Genomic DNA, 20504 nt, shown 5'->3' with positions numbered 1-20504 from the left:
GCATGACGGTTCCCTCCTCTCCCCCGCCGCGCCGGGGGTGGCCGGCGGTGCTCGCGGTCGCCGCGGCCACGTTCCTCGTCGTCACCAGCGAGATGCTGCCGGTCGGCCTGCTGACCTCGATCGGCCCGGACCTCGGCGTGTCCGCGGGCACGGCCGGGCTGGCGATGACCGTGCCCGGCCTCGTCGCGGCGCTGTCCGCCCCCGCGCTCTCCGCGGCGACCGCCCGGCTGGACCGGCGGGCGGTGCTGGCCGTGCTGGCGGGCCTGCTTGCCGCGGCCGACCTCGGCTCGGCAGCCGCCCCTGGGCTGCCCGCGCTGCTGGCGTCGCGGGTCCTGGTCGGCGTGGCGATCGGCGGCGTGTGGGCGATCGCCGGCGGGCTGGCGGCACGGCTGGTGCCGGAGCGCTCCGCCGGCGCCGCCACTTCGGTGATCTTCGGCGGAGTGGCGGTGGCGTCGGTGGCGGGGGTTCCGGCCGGCACGCTGATCGGCGACCTCGCGGGCTGGCGGGCGGCGTTCGCCGCGGCCGGAGCGCTGTCGCTGGTCGCCTGCGCCGCGCTCGCCGCGCTGCTGCCGCCGCTGCCCGGAACCGGCGCGGCGGGTCTGTCCGCCATGCCGCAGGTGCTTCGCGCGCCCCGCGCGCAGGCCGGACTCCTGGTGACGTTCCTCCTGGTCACCGGGCACTTCGCGGCGTACACCTACGTGCGTCCCGTGCTGGAGCGGGTGTCCGGCGTGGACCCGGACCTGATCAGCACGCTGCTGCTGGTGTACGGCGTGGCGGGCATCGCGGGCAACTTCACCGCGGGCACGGCCGCCGCCCGCGCCCCGCGCCGCACCCTGATCCGGATCACCGTCCTGCTCGCACCGGCCGTCCTGCTGTTCCCGCTGGCAGGCCGATCCCCGCTTCCAGCGATCGTGCTGCTGGTCCTGTGGGGAGTCGCCTACGGCGGCGTGTCGGTGACGCTGCAGAACTGGCTGCTCCAGGCCGTGCCCCCGCACGCCGCCGAGCCGGCATCGGCACTGTTCGTCGCCACCTTCAACCTCGCCATCTCTCTGGGAGCCCTGGCAGGCGGCCAGATGACCGACACCACAGGCGAAACCGGCGTCATGTGGCTGGGCGGAACCCTAGCCGCCCTAGCCCTGGCCGCCGCCGCAACCACCAGGCGACCTCTACGGCAGCGAGCACCGCAATAGCCCCCGCGCCGACCTCAGCCACCACCGCAACCACGCGACAACCTCAAGGGCCGCGATCGCGTCCGAAGGCAGATTCGAGCGAAGCAAGAATCTGATCGCGCAGCGAGCCGCCAAGGCGAGACGGAGCGATGCCAGCGATCGCCCGCTTTTATCGACGATGGAGGGCCGCCAGGCCCGAAGGAGGAGATAGAAGCTATCCAGTACGAGTAATTACGTAGTCGCAGAGGTTGGTGAGGGCTTCGCGGGCGGGGATCTCGGGGAGGGTGAGGAGTTCGTTGCGGGCGTCCTCGGCCCAGCGGCGCAGGTCGGCGCGGGCGCGGTCCATGGCGGGGTGGGCGCGCAGGAGGGTGAGGGCCTCGGCGTGGAGGGCGTCGTCGGTGAGGTCCTGGGTGAGGAGCTCGCGGAGGCGGGCGTCGTCGGGGCCGGAGCCGATGCCGGCGAGGACGTGGTGCGTCGGGAGGGTGCGGATGCCTTCGCGCAGGTCGGTGCCGGGGGTCTTGCCGGACTCCTCGGCCTCGGAGGCGACGTCGAGGATGTCGTCGGACAGCTGGAAGGCGATGCCGATCTTCTCGCAGGCGGAGGTGACGGTGTCGACGACGTGGGCGGGGGCGCCCGAGAGCAGGGCGCCGAACTGGCCGGAGACGGCGATCAGGGAGCCGGTCTTGTCGGCGACGACCTGGAGGTAGTGCTTGAGGGGGTCGGCGTCCTCGCCGGGGCCGACGGTCTCCTGGATCTGGCCGCGGACCAGGCGGGCGAAGGCGCGGGCCTGGATGCGGACGGCCTCGGGGCCGAGGTCGGCGAGCAGGTCGGACGCGCGGGCGAACAGGTAGTCGCCGGTGAGGATGGCGACGGTGTTCGTCCAGCGGGAGTTGGCGGACTGCTGGCCGCGGCGGATGGTGGCCTCGTCCATGACGTCGTCGTGGTAGAGGGTGCCGAGGTGGGTGAGCTCGACGACGACGGCGGCGGGGACGACACCGGGCGCGGCCGGGTCGCCGAAGTGGGAGGCCAGCAGCACCAGCATCGGCCGGAAGCGCTTGCCGCCCGCCTCGACGAGGTGCTGCGAGGCCTCGGTGAGCAGCGGGTCCTCGCCCCGGACGCAGTCGAGCAGAAGGGACTCGACGGCCGCGAGGCGGTCCTTGGCGTCGGACGCGAGCGCGGCGTCGACGGGAAGCCCGAACGGGCCGGTCTCCTGGATGGCCGGCCCGCCGGACTTCTCAGCGAATGGGTTGCTCACCCAAGACTCCCTACCGGACGAACATGTGGGTCGTGGCCTGCCCCGCGAGGTCCAGAACGGGCTGCGGGATCACGCCGAGTACCACAGTAGCCGTCACTCCGAGCGCGACCGCGACCGCGGTCGCCGGGCCGGCCACCACGACCGGGCCCTCGGCGTCCGGCTCGCTGAAGAACATGACGACGATCACACGGACGTAGAAGAACGCGGCGACCGCGGAGGAGATCACGGCGACGATCACCAGGGGCGTCGCGCCGCCCTCGACGGCCGCCTTGAACACCGCGAACTTGCCGGTGAAGCCGCTGGTCAGCGGGATGCCCGCGAAGCCCAGGAGGAAGAAGGCGAACACGCCCGCGACCACCGGGGACCGTTTGCCGAGGCCCGCCCACCGCGACAGGTGGCCGGCCTCGCCGCCCGCGTCCCGCACCATCGTCACGACGGCGAACGCGCCGATCGAGGTGAAGCCGTAGGCGACCAGGTAGAACATCGTGCTGGACAGGCCGTCCGGGGAGCTGGCGATCACGCCCATGAGCAGGAAGCCCGCGTGCGCGATCGAGGAGTAGGCCAGCATCCGCTTGATGTCGGTCTGCGTGATCGCGATGATCGACCCGGCGATCATGGTGAGAATGGCCACACCCCACAGGACGGGCCGCCAGTCCCACTTCAGCGTCTCGAACGCGACGTAGTAGACGCGCAGGATCCCGCCGAACGCGGCGACGACGGTGCAGGACGCCATCAGCGCCGTGATCGGCGTGGGGGCGCCCTGGTAGACGTCCGGCTTCCACATGTGGAAGGGGACGCCGCCGAGCTTGAACAGCAGCCCGACCGACAGCAGCGCGACGCCCGCGAGGAGCAGGGTCTCGCTGCCCGCGTCCTTGCCGATCTGCGCGGAGATGTCCGACAGCCGGACGGACCCGGCGTACCCGTACAGCAGCGCCGCCCCGTACAGGAAGAACGCCGAGGAGAACGCGCCGAGCAGGAAGTACTTGACCGCCGCCTCCTGGGAGAGGAGGCGCCGCCGGCGGGCGAGCCCGCACAGCAGGTACAGCGGCAGCGACATGACCTCCAGCGCCACGAACATGGTGAGCAGGTCGTTGGCCGCCGGGAACATCACCATGCCGCCGACGGCGAACATCATCAGCGGGAACACCTCGGTCTGGGTGAACCCGGCCTCGGTGGTGCGCTGCTCGGCCTCGCTGCCGGGCAGGGCCGAGGCCTGCGCGGCGAAGTGGCCGCCGGCCCTGCCGTCGCCGCGCTCGGCGATGAGCAGGAGGCTGACGAGGGCCAGCACCAGGATGGTGCCCTGGATGAACAGGGTGGGGCCGTCCACGCCCAGGGCGCCCTCGGCGGCGACGTGGTGCGGATTGTCGCGCCACGCCAGCAGGATCGTCCAGGCGAACCCGCCCGCGAGGCCGAGGAACGCCAGCGGCACCTGCACGTAGTAGCGCGCGGTCCGGCCGACGAACGCCTCGACGAGCACGCCCGCGACGGCGACGCCGAGGACCAGCAGCAGCGGGGCGATCTGCCCGTACTCGATGTGCGGCGCGGGGATGTCACCCCCCTGCGCGAGGACCGCGCTCACCTGACTGGTGGTGGTCATGGACGGGCTCCGTTCTCGGCGACGTTACCGGTGATGTCCGGCGCCGGGTCGTGCTGGTCGACCCGCGCCAGCGTGTGGTCCACCGACGGGTTGATCACGTGCAGCACCGGCTGCGGGAAGAAGCCCATCGCCACGATGATCGCGATGATCGGGGCGACGGCCCACTTCTCCCGGGCGGACAGGTCCTTCATGCCCTCGACCGCGGGGACCTTGGGGCCGCCCATGGTCCGCTGGTACATCCACAGGATGTAGACGGCCGCGAGCACGACGCCGCTGACCGCGAGCGCGCCCGCCCACTCGTACCGGCTGAACGTCCCGACGATGACGAGGAACTCCGAGACGAACGTGGACAGGCCGGGCAGCGACAGCGCGGACAGGCCGGCGATCAGGAACATCCCGGCGAGGACGGGCGCGACCTTCTGCACCCCGCCGAAGTCGGAGATCCGCGCCGACCGCCGCCGGACGATCATGAAGCCGACGACGAGGAACAGCGCGCCGGTGGAGAACCCGTGGTTCACCATGTAGAGCGCCGCGCCGGACTGGCCCTGCGACGTCATCGCGAAGATGCCGAGGACGATGAACCCGAAGTGCGACACCGACGTGTAGGCGATGAGGCGCTTCATGTCGACCTGGCCGATCGCGAGGACCGCGCCGTAGATGATGCTGAGCACCGCGAACCCCAGCACGACCGGGGTCGCCCACTTGGCGGCGCCGGGGAACAGCTCCAGGCAGAACCGGAGCATCCCGTAGGTGCCGACCTTGTCCAGGACGCCGACGATCAGCACCAGCGCGCCGGCCGGGGACTGCTGCGCCGCGTCCGGCAGCCAGGTGTGCACCGGCACCATCGGCGCCTTGATCGCGAACGCGACGAAGAAGCCGAGGAACAGCCACTTGGCCGTCGTCGGGTCGACGTTCATCTTCGACAGCTCGTCGAACATGAACGTGCCGTGCCCGAGGCCGCCCCTGTCGACCGACCGGCTCGACAGCGGGTACAGCCAGATGACGGCGACGAGCATCAGCAGCCCGCCGAACAGCGAGTACAGCAGGAACTTCACCGCGGCGTAGGACCGCTGCGCGCCGCCGTAGTACCCGATGATGAAGTACACCGGGATGAGCATCGCCTCGAAGAAGACGTAGAACAGGAACACGTCCGTCGCGGCGAAGACGCCGATCATGGCCGCTTCCATCGTCAGCAGCAGCGCGAAGTACGTCTTCACCGACCGCTTCGCCGGGACGTCCACGCCGCCGGACCGGTCGGCCTCGCTCCACGACGCCAGCATGACGAGCGGGACGAGGACGACCGACAGCACGATCAGCACCAGCGCGACGCCGTCGACGCCGACCGCCCAGTGGACCCCGAACTCCTTGATCCACCAGTACTTCTCGGTGAACTGGAACCGCGCGCCGCCAGCGTCGAAGCCCGACGCCATGACCCCGGTGAGGGCCGCGACGACGAGGGAGACACCGAGCGAGAACTGCTTGACCAGCGTCTCCCGCTCGCGCGGGATGGCGCTGAGCAGCACCGCGCCCACCAGCGGCAGCGCGATGAGGACGCTCAGCCAGGGAAAGTCGCTCATGACACGTTCACCACCAGGAGCGCCGCGACCACGAGGGCCGCGCCGCCCAGCATCGAGAGGGCGTAGGAGCGGGCGAAGCCGGTCTGGACGCGCCGGAGCCGGCCGGAGCTGCCGCCGACGCCGGCGGCCGTCCCGTTGACGGCGCCGTCGACGCCGCGCCCGTCGAACCAGACCGCGAGCCGGGTCAGCCACTGGCCGGGGCGCATCAGCAGCGACTCGTTGAGCGCGTCGCCGTAGAGGTCCTTACGGGCCGCGACGGTGACGAACGAGCCCTTGGGCGCCTCGCGCGGCACCTTGCGGGCGCCGTACTGCATCCAGGCGATCCCGGCGCCGACGATCATCAGGACGAAGGTGGCGGCGCCGGGCGCGGTGAGCCACTTGAACTCGTGCGCGTGCTCGGGCGCCCCGACGACCGGTTCGAGGAACTCGGGGAAGCTGCCGAGGATCAGGAACCCGCCCGCGAAGACGGACCCGACCGCGAGCAGCATCAGCGGCACGGTCATGACCGCCGGCGACTCGTGCGGGTGGACGTCGTCCTCCCAGCGCTTCTCGCCGAAGAACGTCATGAACATGACCCGGGACATGTAGTACGCGGTGATCCCGGCGCCGATCAGCGCGCAGGAGCCGAGGATCATCCCGGACGTGCCGCCCTTGGCGTAGGCGGCCTCGATGATGCCGTCCTTGGTGAACCAGCCCGACAGGCCGGGGAACCCGATGATGGCGAGGTACCCGAGGCCGAACGTCGCGTAGGTGATCACCATGACCGTGCGCAGCGCGCCGTAGTGGCGCATGTTCACGTCGTCCTTCATGCCGTGCATGACCGAGCCGGCGCCGAGGAACAGGCCCGCCTTGAAGAAGCCGTGCGCGACGAGGTGCGCGATGGCGAAGACGTAGCCCGCCGGGCCGAGGCCCGCGGCGAGCACCATGTACCCGATCTGCGACATCGTCGATCCGGCGAGGGCCTTCTTGATGTCGTCCTTGCCGCAACCGATGATCGCACCGGCCAGCAGCGTGGCCGCGCCGACGATCGTCACCACCAGCTGCGCGGTCTCGGACATCTCGAAGATCGGGCCGGACCGGACGATCAGGTAGACGCCCGCGGTGACCATCGTGGCGGCGTGGATGAGGGCCGACACCGGGGTCGGGCCCTCCATCGCGTCCAGCAGCCACGACTGCAGCGGGAGCTGCGCCGACTTGCCGCACGCGCCGACCAGGAGCAGCAGCCCGATGGCCGTCGCGGTGCCGGTGCCGAGCTTGGAGGCGAGCCCCACGTGCTCGGCGCCGGTGCCGAGGACCGCGCCGAAGTCGATGCTGCCGAACGAGGCGAAGATCAGCGCGATTGCGATGATCAGCCCCATGTCGCCGACCCGGTTGACGACGAACGCCTTCTTCGCGGCGGTCGCGGCCGTCGGCTTGTGCTGCCAGAACCCGATCAGCAGGTAGGAGGCGAGACCGACGCCCTCCCAGCCCAGGAACAGGATCAGGAAGTTGCCGCCCAGGACCAGCACCAGCATCGACGCCAGGAACAGGTTCAGGTAGGCGAAGAAACGGCGCCGGTCGGGGTCCCCGGCCATGTAGCCGATGGAGTAGATGTGGATGAGCGAGCCCACCCCGGTGATCAGCAGGACGAAGGTGATGGACAGCGGGTCCACCAGCAGGTCCATGCCGACCTTGAACGTGCCGACGTCGATGAAGTCCCACAGGTGCAGGGTGCGGCGCCGGGCCTCGGCGTCGTACCCGAGCATCTGGGCGAACATCGCGGCGCCCACCGCGAACGACGCCAGCGACATCGCCGCGCCGAGCAGGTGGCCCCACTTGTCGGTCCGCCGTCCCCCCAGCAGGAGGATCGCGGCGCCCGCGAGCGGGAGCGCGACGAGGAGCCAGGACGCGGCCTGGATGCCTTCCGCTTTCATCCCTGGCCTCTCAGTACTTCAGCAGGTTCGCGTCGTCGACCGACGAGGACCTGCGGGTCCGGAAGATGGTCATGATGATCGCCAGACCCACCACGACCTCCGCCGCGGCCACCACCATCACGAAGAAGGCGATGATCTGGCCGTCCAGGTTGCCGTGCATTCGGGAGAACGAGACGAACGCCAGGTTCGTCGCGTTCAGCATCAGCTCGACGCACATGAACACCACGATCGCGTTGCGGCGCACGAGGACGCCGAGCGCTCCGATGGTGAACAGGACCGCCGAGAGCGCCAGGTAGTGCCCCGGGCTCATTCTCCTGCCTCGCCTTCACTCGCGCCGCCGCCGGCGGCCGGCGTCCCCGACTTGACCGAGCGCTCCTCGGCGTCCGAGTCGCGGACGTCCTCGGTGACCGCCTTGACCGCGGCCACGTCCCGTTCGAGGGCCTCCTCCTCGGAGCCGCCGTACAGGTCGGCGTGCCGCTCCGCGGTGTCGGTGCGGGCCGCGATGACCGGGTTGACCGACAGCTCCGAGGGCGTCCCGTCGGGCAGCAGCGCCGGCATGTCGACGGCGTTGTGCCGGGCGTAGGTGCCGGGGCCCGGCAGCGGGCCCGGGTGGGAGCCGGACAGGAACCGCTGCCGCGACAGGTCCTTCTGCGTCGGCTTCGGCTCGGTGCGCTCCCGGTGCGCCAGCACCATCGCGCCCAGCGCCGCGGTGATCAGCAGGGCGCTGGTCGCCTCGAACGCGAACACGTACTTGGAGAACAGCAGCCGGGCCAGCCCGACGACGTTGCCCTCGGAGTTGGCCTGGGTCAGCCCGGCCGAACCGCCGAGCGCCGCGTTGCCGACCCCGACCGTGAGCAGGACGAGGAAGCCGACCGCGGCGATCACCGCCCAGAACCGCTGGCCCCGGATCGTCTCCACCAGCGAGTCGGTGGAACTGACCCCGACGAGCATCAGCACGAACAGGAACAGCATCAGCACCGCGCCGGTGTAGACGATCACCTGCACGAACGCCAGGAAGGGCGCGTTCTGGATCGCGTACAGCGCGGCCAGGCAGAGCATCACGGTCGCCAGCAGCAGCGCCGAGTGCACCGCCTTCCGCATGAAGATCATGCCAAGCGCGGCGAGCACCGAGACGATCGCCAGCAGCCAGAAGAAGAACGGCTCCCCGGACTGCTTGTCGGCGACCTCGGCGGCGAGCACGTGCGCGCTCGCGACGGAGCCGGTCACTTGCCCTCACCGCCCTTGCGCGCCTTCGCCTTCTCGCGCTCGACGGCCTGGTCGGCGCTCGCGCGCCCGCCGTCCTCGGAAGGGATCTTCGGAGCCGAGGGCGTCCCGGACGACGGCTCGCCCTCCTGGAGGCCGAGGCGGTAGTACTCCTCCTCGGTGTCGCCGAGCCGCATCTCGTGCGGGGGCGCCTCCATGCCCTCGCGCAGCGGCGCCAGCAGCATCTCCTTGGTGTAGATAAGGCTCTCGCGGCTGTCGTCGGCGAGCTCGTACTCGTTGGTCATCGTGAGCGCCCGGGTCGGGCACGCCTCGATGCACAGCCCGCACAGGATGCACCGCAGATAGTTGATCTGGTAGGTGCGGCCGTAGCGCTCGCCCGGCGAGTACCGCTCGTCGGCCGTGTTGTCGGCGCCCTCGACGAAGATGGCGTCCGCGGGGCACGCCCACGCGCACAGCTCGCAGCCGATGCACTTCTCCAGGCCGTCCGGCCACCGGTTCAGCTGGTGCCGCCCGTGGAAGCGAGGAGCCGTCGGCTTCTTCACCTCGGGGTACTGAACGGTCTCGCTCTTCATGAACATCTGGTGGAACGAGACCCCGAACCCCTTGACCGGGTTCAGGAAATCAGTGAGTCCCACTGGTGACCTCCTCGGAGGGGGTTTCGATCGTGGCCGGCCGGACCGGCTCGCGGGCGCGGCCGTGGTAGTGGGGCGCGTCCATCGGCGGCACCGGGAACCCGCCCGCCGCCGGGTCGGTGCGCGGCCCCGGCGTCGCCCCCGGGACGATCTCCTTGTCGTCCTCGCGGCCGCGCGCCATCTCCCAGATCACCGTGGCGACCAGCACGATCGCGGCGACCACGGCGGCGGCGATGAACAGCTGCCGCATCTCGTAGCCGTCGTTGCGCAGCGCGCGGATCGTCGCGACCAGCAGGATCCAGCCGAGCGAGAAGGGCATCAGCACCTTCCAGCCGAGCTTCATCAGCTGGTCGTAGCGCACGCGCGGCAGCGAGCCGCGCAGCCAGATGAAGAAGAAGATGAACATGAAGATCTTGATCAGGAACCACAGGACCGGCCACCAGCCGGAGTTGGCGCCCGCCCACACCGTGGAGATCGGAGCGGGGGCGCGCCAGCCACCGAGGAACAAGGTGGTGGCCAGGGCCGACAGCGTCGCGAGGTTGATGTACTCCGCGAGGAAGAACATCGCGAACTTCAGCGACGAGTACTCGGTGTGGAAGCCGCCGACCAGCTCGCCCTCGCCCTCGGGCAGGTCGAACGGGATGCGGTTCGACTCGCCCATCATCGTGATGACGTACACGACGAACGACGGCGCGAGCAGCACCACGAACCACTTGTCGTGCTGCGCCGCGACGATCTCCGAGGTGGACATCGAGCCCGCGAACATGAACACGGCCACGAACGACAGGCCCATCGCGATCTCGTAGGAGATCATCTGCGCGGACGAGCGCAGCCCGCCGAGCAGCGAGTACGGCGACATCGAGGACCAGCCGGCCAGCACGATGCCGTAGATCGCCATCGAGGACATCGCGAGGACGAGCAGCACCGCGACCGGAAGGTCGGTGCCCTGCAGCGCCGTCTGGTGCCCGAAGACCGACACCGTCGGCCCGAACGGGATGACGATGAAGGAGATGAACGCGGGCACCGCGGCCATCACCGGCGCCAGGACGAAGACGATCTTGTCGACCTGGCGGGGGACGATGTCCTCCTTCAGCGCCAGCTTGACGCCGTCGGCGAGGCCCTGGAGCAGGCCGAAGGGCCCGGCCCGGTTGGGGCCGACCCGCAGCTGCATCCGGCCGATGACGCGCCGCTCGATCCACATCGTCATCAGCACGGTGACGACGAGGAACACGAAGATGGCGAGGACCTTGCCGCCGATCAGCCACCACGGGTCCGACCCGAAGTCCTGCAGTTGCGGGTCGGGCGCCGGCGCCGCGGCCAGGGAGCTCATTCGATGCCTCCAGCGTTCTCGGTCGCGGTCGCGGGCACCGCGCCCGCGATCTTGACGACGCCTCCCGCGGCCGCGCCGAGGTCCCGGTGCAGGGCGCAGCCCGCCGAGTTCGTCGGCAGCCACACCACCCGGTCGGGCAGGTCGGGGGTGATCTCCAGCGGGAGCGTGACCTCGCCGCGCGGGCCCGAGACCGTCACCGCGCCGGTCGCGCCGATCTCCGCGGCCGTCGCGGGCGACAGCCGGGCGGCGGCGGGCTTGGCGGTGCCGGCGAGGAACGGCTCGCCGTCCTGCAGGCGGCCCCGGTCGAGGAGCAGCCGCCAGGTCGCCAGCAGCGCCTCGCCCCGCTCGGGGTGCGGCGCCAGGCCCTGCGCGACGCTCGGCGTGTCCGGGCGCTCGCCGCGGTGGGCGCCGAGGCCGGCCATCTCGCGGCGGGCGGCCTCCGGGCCCGGCAGGCCCAGGTGGACGTCCATCTCGTCGGCCAGCGCGTCCAGCACCCGCAGGTCGGACATCCGCCCGGCGGACTTGAGCACGACGTCGAACGGGCGGCCGCGGCCCTCCCAGTCGACGAACGTCCCGGACTTCTCCGCGACCGCCGCGACCGGCAGGACGACGTCGGCGCGGTCGGTGACCGCGCTCGGCCGCTGCTCCAGGCTCACCACGAACGGGGTGGCCTCCAGCGCCCGCAGCATCGCCTCCGGGTCGAGCAGGTCGTCGGGGTCGACGCCGCCGACGAGCAGCGCGCCGCGCCGCCCGGCGGCCGCCGCCGCGATGATGCCGGCCGTGTCCTCGCCGGGGTCGGCGGGCAGGTCGGCGACGCCCCAGGTGCGGGCGACCTCGGCGCGGGCGGCGGGGTCGGTGACCGGACGGCCGATCGGCAGCAGCCCGGGCAGCGCCCCGGCCTCGATCGCGCCGCGCTCCCCGGCCCGGCGCGGCACCCAGGCCAGCCGGGCGCCGGTCGCCTGCGCCACCCGCGTCGCCGAGGTCAGCGCCCCCGGGCTGGTGGCGAGCCGCTCGCCGACGAGGATGACGGCGCCGGGCGTCTCCAGCAGCGTGCGGATGTCAGATCTGGCGTCGTCCCCGATGAGGGAGCCGAGGACCTCGGCCTCCGCGCCGGGGAGCGTCGGCAGCAGCGTGCCGCCGACCTTCGCCAGACCGCGCGTCGCGAACGGGGCCGCCGCGAACACCTTCAGGCGGTTCTTGCGGAACGCCTTGCGGAGCCGCAGGAAGACGATCGGCGACTCCTCCTCGGGCTCGAACCCGGCGAGCAGGACGACCGGCGCCTTCTCCAGGTCGGCGTAGGTCACCTCGATGGGGTGGCCCGCGACGGACGAGGCGAGGAACCGCGACTCCTCCTCCGACAGCGGCCGGGCCCGGAAGTCGACGTCGTTGGTGCCGAGCGCGATCCGGGCGAACTTGGCGTAGGCGTAGGCGTCCTCAAGGGTGACGCGGCCGCCGGTCAGGACGCCGGCCGAGCCGCGCGCCGCCGCGAGGCCGCGCGCCGCGATGGTGAGCGCCTCGGGCCAGGACGCCGGCTCCAGCTCGCCGTCCTCGCCGCGGACGAGCGGCTGGGCGAGCCGCTCGGGCTGCGTCCCGTAGGTGAACGCCCAGCGGCCCTTGTCGCAGTTCCACTCCTCGTTGACCTGCGGGTCGTCCCCGGCCAGCCGCCGCGTGATCTTCCCGCGGCGGTGGTCGGTGCGCAGCGCGCAGCCGGACGCGCAGTGCTCGCAGACGCTCGGCTGCGAGACCAGGTCGAACGGGCGGGACCGGAACCGGTACGCGGCGCCGGTCAGCGCGCCCACCGGGCAGATCTGCACGGTGTTGCCGGAGAAGTAGGACTGGAACGGCTTGCCGTCCGCCGCCCCGACCTGCTCCTTCGCGCCGCGCTCGAACAGGTCGATGAACGCGTCGCCGGCGATCTGGTCGGAGAACCGGGTGCAGCGGGCGCACTGGATGCAGCGCTCCCGGTCGAGCAGCACCTGGCTGGACAGCGGGATCGGCTTGGGGAAGGTCCGCTTGGCCTCCACGAACCGGGACTCGCCGCGCCCGTTGGACATCGCCTGGTTCTGCAGCGGGCACTCGCCGCCCTTGTCGCAGATCGGGCAGTCCAGCGGGTGGTTGATCAGCAGCAGCTCCATCACGCCGTGCTGCGCCTTGTCGGCGACCGGCGAGGTGAGCTGGGTCTTGACCACCATCCCGGGCATCACCGTGGTGGTGCACGACGCCTGCGGCTTCGGCATGCCGCGGCCGTTGCCGGCGTCGGGGATCTCCACCAGGCACTGCCGGCAGGCCCCGACCGGGTCCAGCAGCGGGTGGTCGCAGAACCGGGGGATCTGGATGCCGAGCAGCTCGGCGGCCCGGATGATCAGCGTGCCCTTGGGCACCTCGATCTCGAAGCCGTCGATGGTGCAGGAGACCATCTCCACCGGCTTCTCCACCGCCGACTTGTCGTCGGTGACGGTCACTTGGCACCTCCCCAGAGGGTCGACTTGGCCGGGTCGAACGGGCAGGCCCCGAGCTCGAAGTGCCGGAGGTACTCGTCCCGGAACAGCTTGATGGACGAGACGACCGGGCTCGTGGCGCCGTCGCCCAGGGCGCAGAACGACCGGCCCAGGATGTTGTCGGACAGGTCGAGCAGGGTCTCCAGGTCGTCCTCGGAGCCCTGGCCCGCCTCCAGCCGCTTCAGCATCTGCTTGTACCAGTAGGTGCCCTCGCGGCACGGCGTGCACTTGCCGCACGACTCGTGCGCGTAGAACTCCGACCAGCGCAGCACGGCGCGGACGACGCAGGTCGTCTCGTCGAAGATCTGCAGGGCCCGGGTGCCGAGCATGGACCCGGCGGCGCCGACGGACTCGAAGTCCAGCGGCACGTCCAGGTGCTCGTCGGTGAAGATCGGGGTGGACGACCCGCCGGGCGTCCAGAACTTCAGCCGGTGCCCCTCGCGGACGCCGCCCGCCATGTCGAGCAGTTCCCGCAGCGTGATGCCGAGCGGAGCCTCGTACTGCCCGGGCCGGGTGACGTGCCCGGACAGCGAGAAGATCCCGAAGCCCTGGGACTTCTCGGTGCCCATCGAGGCGAACCATTCCGGCCCGTTGGCGATGATCGAGGGAACCGAGGAGATCGACTCGACGTTGTTGATGACGGTGGGCCCGCCGTAGAGGCCCGCGACCGCCGGGAAGGGGGGCTTGAGCCTGGGCTGACCGCGGAACCCTTCGAGGGAGTCCAGCAGCGCCGTCTCCTCGCCGCAGATGTAGGCCCCGGCGCCGCTGTGCACGACCACGTCCAGGTCGTAGCCGGAGCCGAGGATGTCCTTGCCGAGGTAGCCGGCCTCGTACGCCTCCGCCACCGCCTGGTGCAGGCGGCGGATGACGTGCAGCACCTCGCCGCGCACGTAGATGAACGCGAGGTTCGACCGGATCGCGTACGAGCTGATGATCACGCCCTCGACGAGCACGTGCGGGTTGGCCATCATCAGCGGGATGTCCTTGCACGTGCCCGGCTCGGACTCGTCGGCGTTGACGACGAGGTAGCGCGGGTTCGGGCTGGACGGCGGCAGGAAGCCCCACTTCATCCCGGTGGGGAAGCCCGCGCCGCCGCGGCCGCGCAGGCCGGAGTCCTTGACCGCCTGGACGATCTCGTCCGGCTCCATCCGGAACGCCGTGCGCAGCGCCTCGTAGCCGCCGTCGCGCTCGTAGCCCGCGCGGGTGAACGAGTCGGCCTGGTCCCAGTTCTTCGTGAGGATGGGGGTCAGCGTGGTCACTTGTTCCGCCCCTCCTGCGATCCCGGCTTGGCCGCGCCGCCCATGGGCTTGCCCGGCTCCTGCGGGGGCGATCCCATCTCCTCGGCCTTCACCGGCTCCTCCGGACGCTCGCGGTCGACGTCCGCGCGGGGCGCCTCCCAGCCGCGCTCCTGCGCCAGCTTCAGGCCGCGCAGCGACTCGGGCCCGGCCTGGACGCCCTCGCCGGCGCGCCCGTCGGGGAACCCGGCGAGCACGCGGGACGCCTCCTTCCAGGTGGCCAGGCTCTCCGGGCCACGCGAAGGAAGCACTTGCTTACCTGAGCGCAGGTCGTCGACCAGCTGCTTGGCCTTCTCGGGAGTCATGTTGTCGAAGAACTCCCAGTTGACCATCATCACCGGCGCGAAGTCGCAGGCCGCGTTGCACTCGATCCGCTCCAGGCTGACCTTGCCGTCCGGGGTGGCCTCGTCGTGGCCGACACCGGCGTGCTCGCTCAGCTCGTTCCAGATCTGGTCGCCGCCCATGACCGCGCACAGCGTGTTGATGCAGACGCCGACGTGGTACTCGCCGACCGGCGCGTGCTTGTACTGCGTGTAAAAGGTCGCGACGCCGGTCACCTGGGCCGGGGTGATGCCGAGCTGCTCCGCGCAGAACTCGATCCCGTCCTCGGTGACGTGGCCCTCCACCGACTGCACCAGGTGCAGCATCGGCAGCAGCGCCGAGCGCGGCCGGGGGTACCGGCCGATGATCTCCTTGGCGTCGCGCTCCAGCCGCTCGCGGACCTCAGGTCCGTATGTCATCGGTCCACTCCCCCCATGACCGGGTCGATGCTGGCGACCGCCGCGATGACGTCGGCGACCATGCCGCCCTCCGCCATCGCCGGGGTGGCCTGCAGGTTGACGAAGGACGGCTCGCGGAAGTGGACGCGGTACGGCCGGGTGCCGCCGTCGCTGACCACGTGGGCGCCGAGCTCGCCGCGCGGCGACTCGATGGGCGCGTACGCCTGCCCGGCGGGCACGCGGAAGCCCTCCGTCACCAGCTTGAAGTGATGGATCAGTGCCTCCATCGAGGTGCCCATGATGTGCGCGATGTGCCGGGGCGAGTTGCCCATGCCGTCCGCGCCGATCGCCAGCTGCGCCGGCCAGCCGATCTTCTTGTCCTCGATCATCACCGGGCCCTTGACCGACTGGAGCCGGTCCAGGCACTGCTCGACGATCTTCAGCGACTCCTCCATCTCGTCCATCCGGACGAGGTAGCGGCCGTAGACGTCGCAGGTGTCCTGCGTCGCGACCTCGAAGTCGTAGGTCTCGTACCCGCAGTAGGGCTGCGACTTGCGCAGGTCCCACGGGAGCCCGGTCGCGCGCAGCACCGGGCCGGTGACGCCGAGCGCCATGCAGCCGGTCAGGTCCAGGTACGCGACGTTCTGGGTGCGCGCCAGGTAGACCGGGTTGGCGTCCATCAGTTTGCGCAGCGCCTGGATCCGCTTCGGCATGCGGTCCAGGTAGTCGCGGATCTTGCTGGTGGCGCCGCTCGGCAGGTCCTGCGCGACCCCGCCCGGACGGACGTAGGCCATGTTCATCCGCAGGCCGGTGATCTCCTCGAACAGGTCGAGGGTGTACTCGCGCTCGACGAAGCCGTTCAGCATCACCGTCGTCGCGCCGAGCTCCAGGCCGAACGTGGCGATCGCGACCAGGTGCGAGGAGATCCGGTTGAGCTCCATCATCATCACGCGGATGATCTGGGCCCGCTCCGGGATCTGCTCGGTGACGCCGAGCAGCTTCTCCACGCTCATGCAGTACGCCGTCTCGTTGAAGATCGGCGCGAGGTAGTCCATCCGGGTGCAGAACGTGGTGCCCTGCGTCCAGGTGCGGAACTCCATGTTCTTCTCGATGCCGGTGTGCAGGTAGCCGATGCCCACCCGGGCCTCGTTCACCGTCTCACCGTCGAGCGTCAGGATGAGCCGGAGCACCCCGTGCGTGGACGGGTGCTGGGGGCCCATGTTGACGACGAGCCGCTCGTCGCCGAGGTCCTCCGCGCCGGAGACGACCTGGTCCCAGTCCTGGCCGTTGACGTCGAAGACCTTGCCCTCGGCCGCCTCCTCCGCGGCGTAGGCGTCGTACTCGGTGTACTTCGTGGAACTCATACGTACGACCTCCGCTCGTCGGGCGGGGGGATCTCCGCTCCGCGGTACTCGACGGGAATACCGCCGAGGGGGTAGTCCTTGCGCTGCGGATGGCCGACCCAGTCGTCGGGCATCTCGATGCGCGTGAGCGCGGGGTGGCCGTCGTAGACGATCCCGAAGAAGTCGTAGGTCTCGCGCTCGTGCCAGTCGCTCGTCGGGTAGACCGGCACCAGCGACGGGACGTGCGGGTCGGCGTCCGGGCAGGTCACTTCCAGCCGGACGCGCCGGTTGTGCGTGATCGACAGCAGGTGCACGACCGAGTGCAGCTCGGCGCCCTCGTCCTTCGGGTAGTGCACGCCCGACACGCCCGAGCACATCTCGAAGCGCAGGGACGGCTCGTCCCGCATGGTCCGCGCGACCTCCAGCAGGTGCTCGCGCTTCACGAAGAACGTGATCTCGCCGCGGTCGACGACGACGCGCTCGACGGCGTCCCCGAAGTCCGGGTAGGCGCGCTCCAGCTCGTCGGCGACCTCGTCGAACTCGCCCGCCTCCGCGGCGCCGCCGGGCCCGCCGTACGGGCGCTGCGCGGACACCTTCGGGCTCTGCCGGATGACGAGCCCGCCGTAGCCGGAGGTGTCGCCGGTGGTCCGCGCGCCGAACATGCCCTTGCGGACGACCGGCTGCTCGCGGCGCTCCTCCTCGGCCTGCGCGGGAAGCTTGTCGGCGTTCTGCTCGGCCCGCTGCTCAGGATTCTCGGAACTCACGTCACGCTCCTTGACCGAGCAGCGGAAGCCGGCGGCGCTTGGCCTCTTCCAGCTCGGCGATCTGCTTCGCGCGCTGCGGCCCGAGCTTGGTGTTCTGGACCTTGTCGTGCAGCTTGAGGATCGCGTCCAGCAGCATCTCCGGCCGCGGCGGGCAGCCGGGCAGGTAGATGTCCACCGGGACGATGTGGTCCACGCCCTGCACGATCGCGTAGTTGTTGAACATGCCGCCGGAGGAGGCGCACACGCCCATCGCGATGACCCACTTCGGCTCGGTCATCTGGTCGTAGATCTGCCGCAGCACCGGCGCCATCTTCTGGCTCACCCGGCCCGCGACGATCATCAGGTCGGCCTGGCGCGGCGTCGCCGAGGCGCGCTCCATCCCCCACCGGGAGAAGTCGTGCCGGGGGTCGCCGGTCGCCATCATCTCGATCGCGCAGCACGCCAGGCCGAACGTCGCCGGCCACATCGAGCTGCTGCGCGCCCACCCCGCGACCTGCTCGACCGTGGTCAGCAGGAAGCCGCTGGGAAGTTTCTCCTCTAGACCCATGTCAGTCCCACTCCAGACCGCCGCGCCGCCAGATGTAGGCGTACGCGACGAGGACGGTGACGATGAAAAGAACCATCTCGACAAGGCCGAAGAGCCCCATCCGGTCGAACGCGACCGCCCAGGGGTAAAGGAAGATGATCTCAATGTCGAAGACGATGAACAGCATCGCCGTCAGGTAGTACTTGATCGGGAAGCGCCCGCCGCCGACCGGCTGCGGGGTCGGCTCGATGCCGCACTCGTAGGCGTCCAGCCGGGCGCGGTTCCAGCGCTTGGGTCCCGTGAGCGCGGCCATCGCCACCGAACCGCCGGCGAAGGCGAAGGCGAGCACCCCCAGCACGATGATCGGAATATAGAGATCCATATCTCTACAGCCTCTCCTCGGGACGTACGACGTTGTACGGGACGGGCCGCCTGCGACCCGCCACCCTAGCCAAGGTGATCAATAGCGCTCCCCTCAGGGGGTCGGGTACTGCACTTTAGTCCGCTCACCTGCGGAAGCCTGAAATCCACGCGCGCGTTCATGCCGCCGGCGCCACCTTCTGCATCGCGTTGATGACGCGGTCCATCGCGTCCCCGCCCTTGGGGTCGGTGAGGTTCGCGAGGAGCTTCAGCGTGAAGCGCATGAGCGTGGGGTGCGGCAGGCCGTGCGCGGTCAGGAACTTCATGACCCGCGGGTCGCCGATCGCCTGGACGAACACGCGGGCGAGGGTGAAGTAGCCGCCGTGCTCGTCCTTGAGGATGCGCGGGTACTCGTACAGGGTCCGCTCGCGCTGCGCGGGAGTGCGGCGGGCGAGCGCCTGCACCATGATGTCGGCGGCCAGCCGGCCGGACTCCAGGGCGTAGTCGATGCCCTCGCCGTTGAACGGGTTGATCATGCCGCCGGCGTCGCCGACGAGCAGCATCCCGCGGGTGTAGTGCGGCTGCCGGTTGAAGCCCATCGGCAGCGCCGCGCCGCGGATCTTGGAGGTCGCGTGCTCCTCGTCGAACTGCCAGTCCTCCGGCATCTGCGCGCACCAGCGCTTGAGCATGCCGCGGTAGTCGACGCTCTGGAACGCCTTGCTGGTGTTGAGCAGGCCGAGGCCGACGTTGGACGTGCCGTCGCCGACGCCGAACACCCAGCCGTAGCCGGGCAGGAGGCGCTGGCCGTCCCACAGCTCCAGCCACGCCTCCATGTAGTCGTCGTCGTGGCGCGGGGTCTGGAAGTAGCGGCGGACCGCGACGCCCATCGGACGGTCCTCGCGGCGCCGCAGCCCCATGGCGAGCGACAGCCGGGTGGAGTTGCCGTCGGCGGCGACGACCAGGGGCGCGTGGAACTCGATCTCCTCGCCCTGGTACTCGGCGGTGACGCCGGTGATGCGGTCGGTGCGGTCGTCGACGATGGGGCCGGTCACGTTGCAGCCCTGCAGCAGCTGGGCGCCGGCCTTGGCGGCGTGCTCGGCGAGGAGCTGGTCGAGGTCGGTGCGCTTGCGGACGAGGCCGAAGTCGGGGAAGGACGCGAGCTCCGGCCAGGGCAGCTCGACCTTGACGCCGCCGCCGTAGATGCGCAGGCCCTTGTTGCGCCCCCAGCCGGGGTCGTTGATGTCGACGCCCATGCCGATGAGGGCGCGGACGGCCCGCGGGGTGAGGCCGTCGCCGCAGATCTTGTCGCGCGGGAAGGTGGCCTTCTCCAGCAGGAAGACGTCCAGGCCGGCCTGCGCGAGCCAATAGGCGGTCGACGATCCGGCGGGGCCCGCCCCGACGACGATGGCATCCGCGTGTCGGGTGGAGTCGGTCACGATGGTCCTCTTCGCTCGTTCGCTTGTGAAGTACTTCACAAGGATCCGGTGGGGAGTCTATTCCTTTATCACGACTGGTGGGTACTTCTGGGCCGGTCCAAGTTTGGACCGGTCCGAACCACCGGCCGCCGCCTGTCAAGCAGCCTTGACGGACGGGTTGACGGCATAGTGCAGGGCGACCACCCCGAAGGTGAGGTCGCGCCAGCGCACCTCGCCCCATCCCGCGTCCTGGATGAGCCGGGCCAGCCCCGCCTGGTCGGGCCAGGCGAGCGTCGACTCGGCGAGGTAGCGGTAGGAGTCGGGGTTGGAGCTGACCCGCGCCAGCAGCGGCAGGCCGTAGCGCAGGTGGGCCTTGTGGCCGAGCGCCAGCAGCGCGTTCGGGGGGTGGCTCACCTCGCAGATCACCAGCCGCCCGCCGGGCTTGGCGACCCGGCGGAGCTCGCGCAGCGCGAGGCCGGTGTCGGCGACGTTGCGGAGCCCGAAGGAGATGGTGACGGCGTCGAAGGAGGCGTCGGCGAAGGGCAGCCGCAGCGCGTCCCCGGCGACGAAGCGCAGGCCCGTGACGCCCGCCTGGCGCCGCACGCCCACGCGCAGCATGCCGAGCGAGAAGTCGCACGCGACCGTGTCGGCCCCGGCCTCGGCGAAGGGCACCGACGACGTCCCCGTGCCGGCCGCGAGGTCGAGGACCCGCTCACCCGGCCGCGCCCCCAGCGCCCGGACGACCTCCCGCCGCCACCGCCGGTCCTGGCCGCCGGTCATGAGCGAGTTCATGAGGTCGTACCGCTCGGCGGTGCCGTCGAACATCGCCGCGACGTCGGCGGGCTGCTTGTCGAGTGAAGCGCGGGTCATGCTCCCAGCCTAGGCCG

Annotated in this window: 18 protein-coding genes; 1 reads left to right on the top strand and 17 read right to left on the bottom strand. The window is 70.9% G+C overall.

All coding sequences use genetic code 11. The features are described 5' to 3' along the window. Positions 1 to 2 precede the first annotated feature (2 nt). On the top strand, positions 3 to 1190 hold the full coding sequence (locus tag AB0C69_RS00325) for an MFS transporter (protein WP_360347760.1): 1188 nt from the start codon (positions 3 to 5) through the stop codon (positions 1188 to 1190). A 193-nt stretch (positions 1191 to 1383) separates the two neighbouring features. Here the strand turns inward: AB0C69_RS00325 and AB0C69_RS00320 are convergent, their stop codons facing one another. The 17 genes from AB0C69_RS00320 to AB0C69_RS00240 all read right to left on the bottom strand — a co-directional run bounded on the left by AB0C69_RS00320 (position 1384) and on the right by AB0C69_RS00240 (position 20487). Beyond that, positions 1384 to 2385 (bottom strand): polyprenyl synthetase family protein, encoded by a 1002-nt coding sequence (locus tag AB0C69_RS00320; RefSeq protein WP_345178465.1) that lies wholly within the window; start codon positions 2383 to 2385, stop codon positions 1384 to 1386. A 49-nt stretch (positions 2386 to 2434) separates the two neighbouring features. Continuing rightward, a complete protein-coding gene (gene nuoN / locus AB0C69_RS00315) occupies positions 2435 to 4021 on the bottom strand; it encodes an NADH-quinone oxidoreductase subunit NuoN (RefSeq protein ID WP_345178229.1) in 1587 nt (528 codons plus the stop codon). Continuing rightward, on the bottom strand, positions 4018 to 5598 hold the full coding sequence (locus tag AB0C69_RS00310; RefSeq protein ID WP_360347756.1) for an NADH-quinone oxidoreductase subunit M: 1581 nt from the start codon (positions 5596 to 5598) through the stop codon (positions 4018 to 4020). The genes nuoN and AB0C69_RS00310 overlap by 4 nt, the downstream gene beginning before the upstream one ends. Beyond that, a complete protein-coding gene (nuoL, locus tag AB0C69_RS00305; protein WP_345178226.1) occupies positions 5595 to 7511 on the bottom strand; it encodes an NADH-quinone oxidoreductase subunit L in 1917 nt (638 codons plus the stop codon). Before nuoL ends, AB0C69_RS00310 begins: the two co-directional genes overlap by 4 nt. 10 nt (positions 7512 to 7521) lie before the next feature. After that, positions 7522 to 7821 carry an NADH-quinone oxidoreductase subunit NuoK gene (gene nuoK / locus AB0C69_RS00300; RefSeq protein WP_185028663.1) on the bottom strand — a complete coding sequence of 100 codons (300 nt, stop codon included), beginning with the start codon at positions 7819 to 7821 and terminating at the stop codon, positions 7522 to 7524. Then, the gene (locus AB0C69_RS00295; protein ID WP_345178224.1) at positions 7818 to 8738 is read right to left on the bottom strand and encodes an NADH-quinone oxidoreductase subunit J; all 921 of its coding nucleotides are present in this window, start codon (positions 8736 to 8738) and stop codon (positions 7818 to 7820) included. The genes nuoK and AB0C69_RS00295 overlap by 4 nt, the downstream gene beginning before the upstream one ends. Continuing rightward, on the bottom strand, positions 8735 to 9313 hold the full coding sequence (gene nuoI, locus AB0C69_RS00290) for an NADH-quinone oxidoreductase subunit NuoI (RefSeq protein ID WP_345178464.1): 579 nt from the start codon (positions 9311 to 9313) through the stop codon (positions 8735 to 8737). The genes AB0C69_RS00295 and nuoI overlap by 4 nt, the downstream gene beginning before the upstream one ends. Before the next feature lie 43 nt (positions 9314 to 9356). Next, on the bottom strand, positions 9357 to 10697 hold the full coding sequence (nuoH, locus tag AB0C69_RS00285; RefSeq protein ID WP_345178222.1) for an NADH-quinone oxidoreductase subunit NuoH: 1341 nt from the start codon (positions 10695 to 10697) through the stop codon (positions 9357 to 9359). Further along, positions 10694 to 13159, bottom strand: a complete 2466-nt coding sequence (locus AB0C69_RS00280) for an NADH-quinone oxidoreductase subunit G (protein ID WP_360347751.1) — start codon at positions 13157 to 13159, stop codon at positions 10694 to 10696. The genes nuoH and AB0C69_RS00280 overlap by 4 nt, the downstream gene beginning before the upstream one ends. Further along, entirely contained in the window at positions 13156 to 14454 is a 1299-nt protein-coding gene (nuoF, locus tag AB0C69_RS00275) for an NADH-quinone oxidoreductase subunit NuoF (protein WP_360347748.1), read from the bottom strand. Before nuoF ends, AB0C69_RS00280 begins: the two co-directional genes overlap by 4 nt. Next, complete coding sequence (gene nuoE, locus AB0C69_RS00270) at positions 14451 to 15230, bottom strand: NADH-quinone oxidoreductase subunit NuoE (protein WP_360347745.1); 780 nt, start codon at positions 15228 to 15230, stop codon at positions 14451 to 14453. Before nuoE ends, nuoF begins: the two co-directional genes overlap by 4 nt. Further along, complete coding sequence (locus AB0C69_RS00265; RefSeq protein ID WP_345178215.1) at positions 15227 to 16573, bottom strand: NADH-quinone oxidoreductase subunit D; 1347 nt, start codon at positions 16571 to 16573, stop codon at positions 15227 to 15229. Before AB0C69_RS00265 ends, nuoE begins: the two co-directional genes overlap by 4 nt. Continuing rightward, the gene (locus AB0C69_RS00260; protein WP_345178214.1) at positions 16570 to 17316 is read right to left on the bottom strand and encodes an NADH-quinone oxidoreductase subunit C; all 747 of its coding nucleotides are present in this window, start codon (positions 17314 to 17316) and stop codon (positions 16570 to 16572) included. The genes AB0C69_RS00265 and AB0C69_RS00260 overlap by 4 nt, the downstream gene beginning before the upstream one ends. 1 nt (position 17317) lies before the next feature. Next, positions 17318 to 17863: an NADH-quinone oxidoreductase subunit B gene (locus tag AB0C69_RS00255; RefSeq protein ID WP_185028681.1), complete on the bottom strand. Its 546-nt coding sequence runs from the start codon at positions 17861 to 17863 to the stop codon at positions 17318 to 17320. 1 nt (position 17864) lies between these two features. Further along, positions 17865 to 18224, bottom strand: coding sequence for an NADH-quinone oxidoreductase subunit A (locus AB0C69_RS00250; RefSeq protein ID WP_089315506.1), 360 nt, complete (start codon positions 18222 to 18224; stop codon positions 17865 to 17867). 157 nt (positions 18225 to 18381) lie between these two features. Further along, positions 18382 to 19638, bottom strand: a complete 1257-nt coding sequence (locus AB0C69_RS00245; protein WP_345178210.1) for a geranylgeranyl reductase family protein — start codon at positions 19636 to 19638, stop codon at positions 18382 to 18384. Positions 19639 to 19773: 135 nt separating this feature from the next. Further along, positions 19774 to 20487, bottom strand: a complete 714-nt coding sequence (locus tag AB0C69_RS00240; RefSeq protein ID WP_345178209.1) for a demethylmenaquinone methyltransferase — start codon at positions 20485 to 20487, stop codon at positions 19774 to 19776. Positions 20488 to 20504: the final 17 nt, after the last annotated feature.

It is taken from the genome of Actinomadura sp. NPDC048032 (genome assembly GCF_040653175.1).
In the GTDB taxonomy this organism is placed as follows: domain Bacteria; phylum Actinomycetota; class Actinomycetes; order Streptosporangiales; family Streptosporangiaceae; genus Spirillospora; species Spirillospora verrucosospora.
The sequence above is the reverse complement of the archived record's forward strand: the minus strand, read 5'-3'. Positions and strand labels throughout refer to the sequence as shown.

What these genes read in the sequence shown, in the direction of transcription:
- AB0C69_RS00310 (WP_360347756.1), bottom strand. Translation starts at nt 5,598, where the DNA reads ATGAGCGACTTTCCCTGGCTGAGCGTCCTCATCGCGCTGCCGCTGGTG.
- nuoI (WP_345178464.1), bottom strand. Translation starts at nt 9,313, where the DNA reads ATGTTCATGAAGAGCGAGACCGTTCAGTACCCCGAGGTGAAGAAGCCG.
- AB0C69_RS00265 (WP_345178215.1), bottom strand. Translation starts at nt 16,573, where the DNA reads ATGAGTTCCACGAAGTACACCGAGTACGACGCCTACGCCGCGGAGGAG.
- nuoK (WP_185028663.1), bottom strand. Translation starts at nt 7,821, where the DNA reads ATGAGCCCGGGGCACTACCTGGCGCTCTCGGCGGTCCTGTTCACCATC.
- AB0C69_RS00325 (WP_360347760.1), top strand. Translation starts at nt 3, where the DNA reads ATGACGGTTCCCTCCTCTCCCCCGCCGCGCCGGGGGTGGCCGGCGGTG.
- nuoN (WP_345178229.1), bottom strand. Translation starts at nt 4,021, where the DNA reads ATGACCACCACCAGTCAGGTGAGCGCGGTCCTCGCGCAGGGGGGTGAC.
- nuoL (WP_345178226.1), bottom strand. Translation starts at nt 7,511, where the DNA reads ATGAAAGCGGAAGGCATCCAGGCCGCGTCCTGGCTCCTCGTCGCGCTC.
- nuoH (WP_345178222.1), bottom strand. Translation starts at nt 10,697, where the DNA reads ATGAGCTCCCTGGCCGCGGCGCCGGCGCCCGACCCGCAACTGCAGGAC.
- AB0C69_RS00240 (WP_345178209.1), bottom strand. Translation starts at nt 20,487, where the DNA reads ATGACCCGCGCTTCACTCGACAAGCAGCCCGCCGACGTCGCGGCGATG.
- AB0C69_RS00255 (WP_185028681.1), bottom strand. Translation starts at nt 17,863, where the DNA reads ATGGGTCTAGAGGAGAAACTTCCCAGCGGCTTCCTGCTGACCACGGTC.
- nuoE (WP_360347745.1), bottom strand. Translation starts at nt 15,230, where the DNA reads ATGACATACGGACCTGAGGTCCGCGAGCGGCTGGAGCGCGACGCCAAG.
- AB0C69_RS00250 (WP_089315506.1), bottom strand. Translation starts at nt 18,224, where the DNA reads ATGGATCTCTATATTCCGATCATCGTGCTGGGGGTGCTCGCCTTCGCC.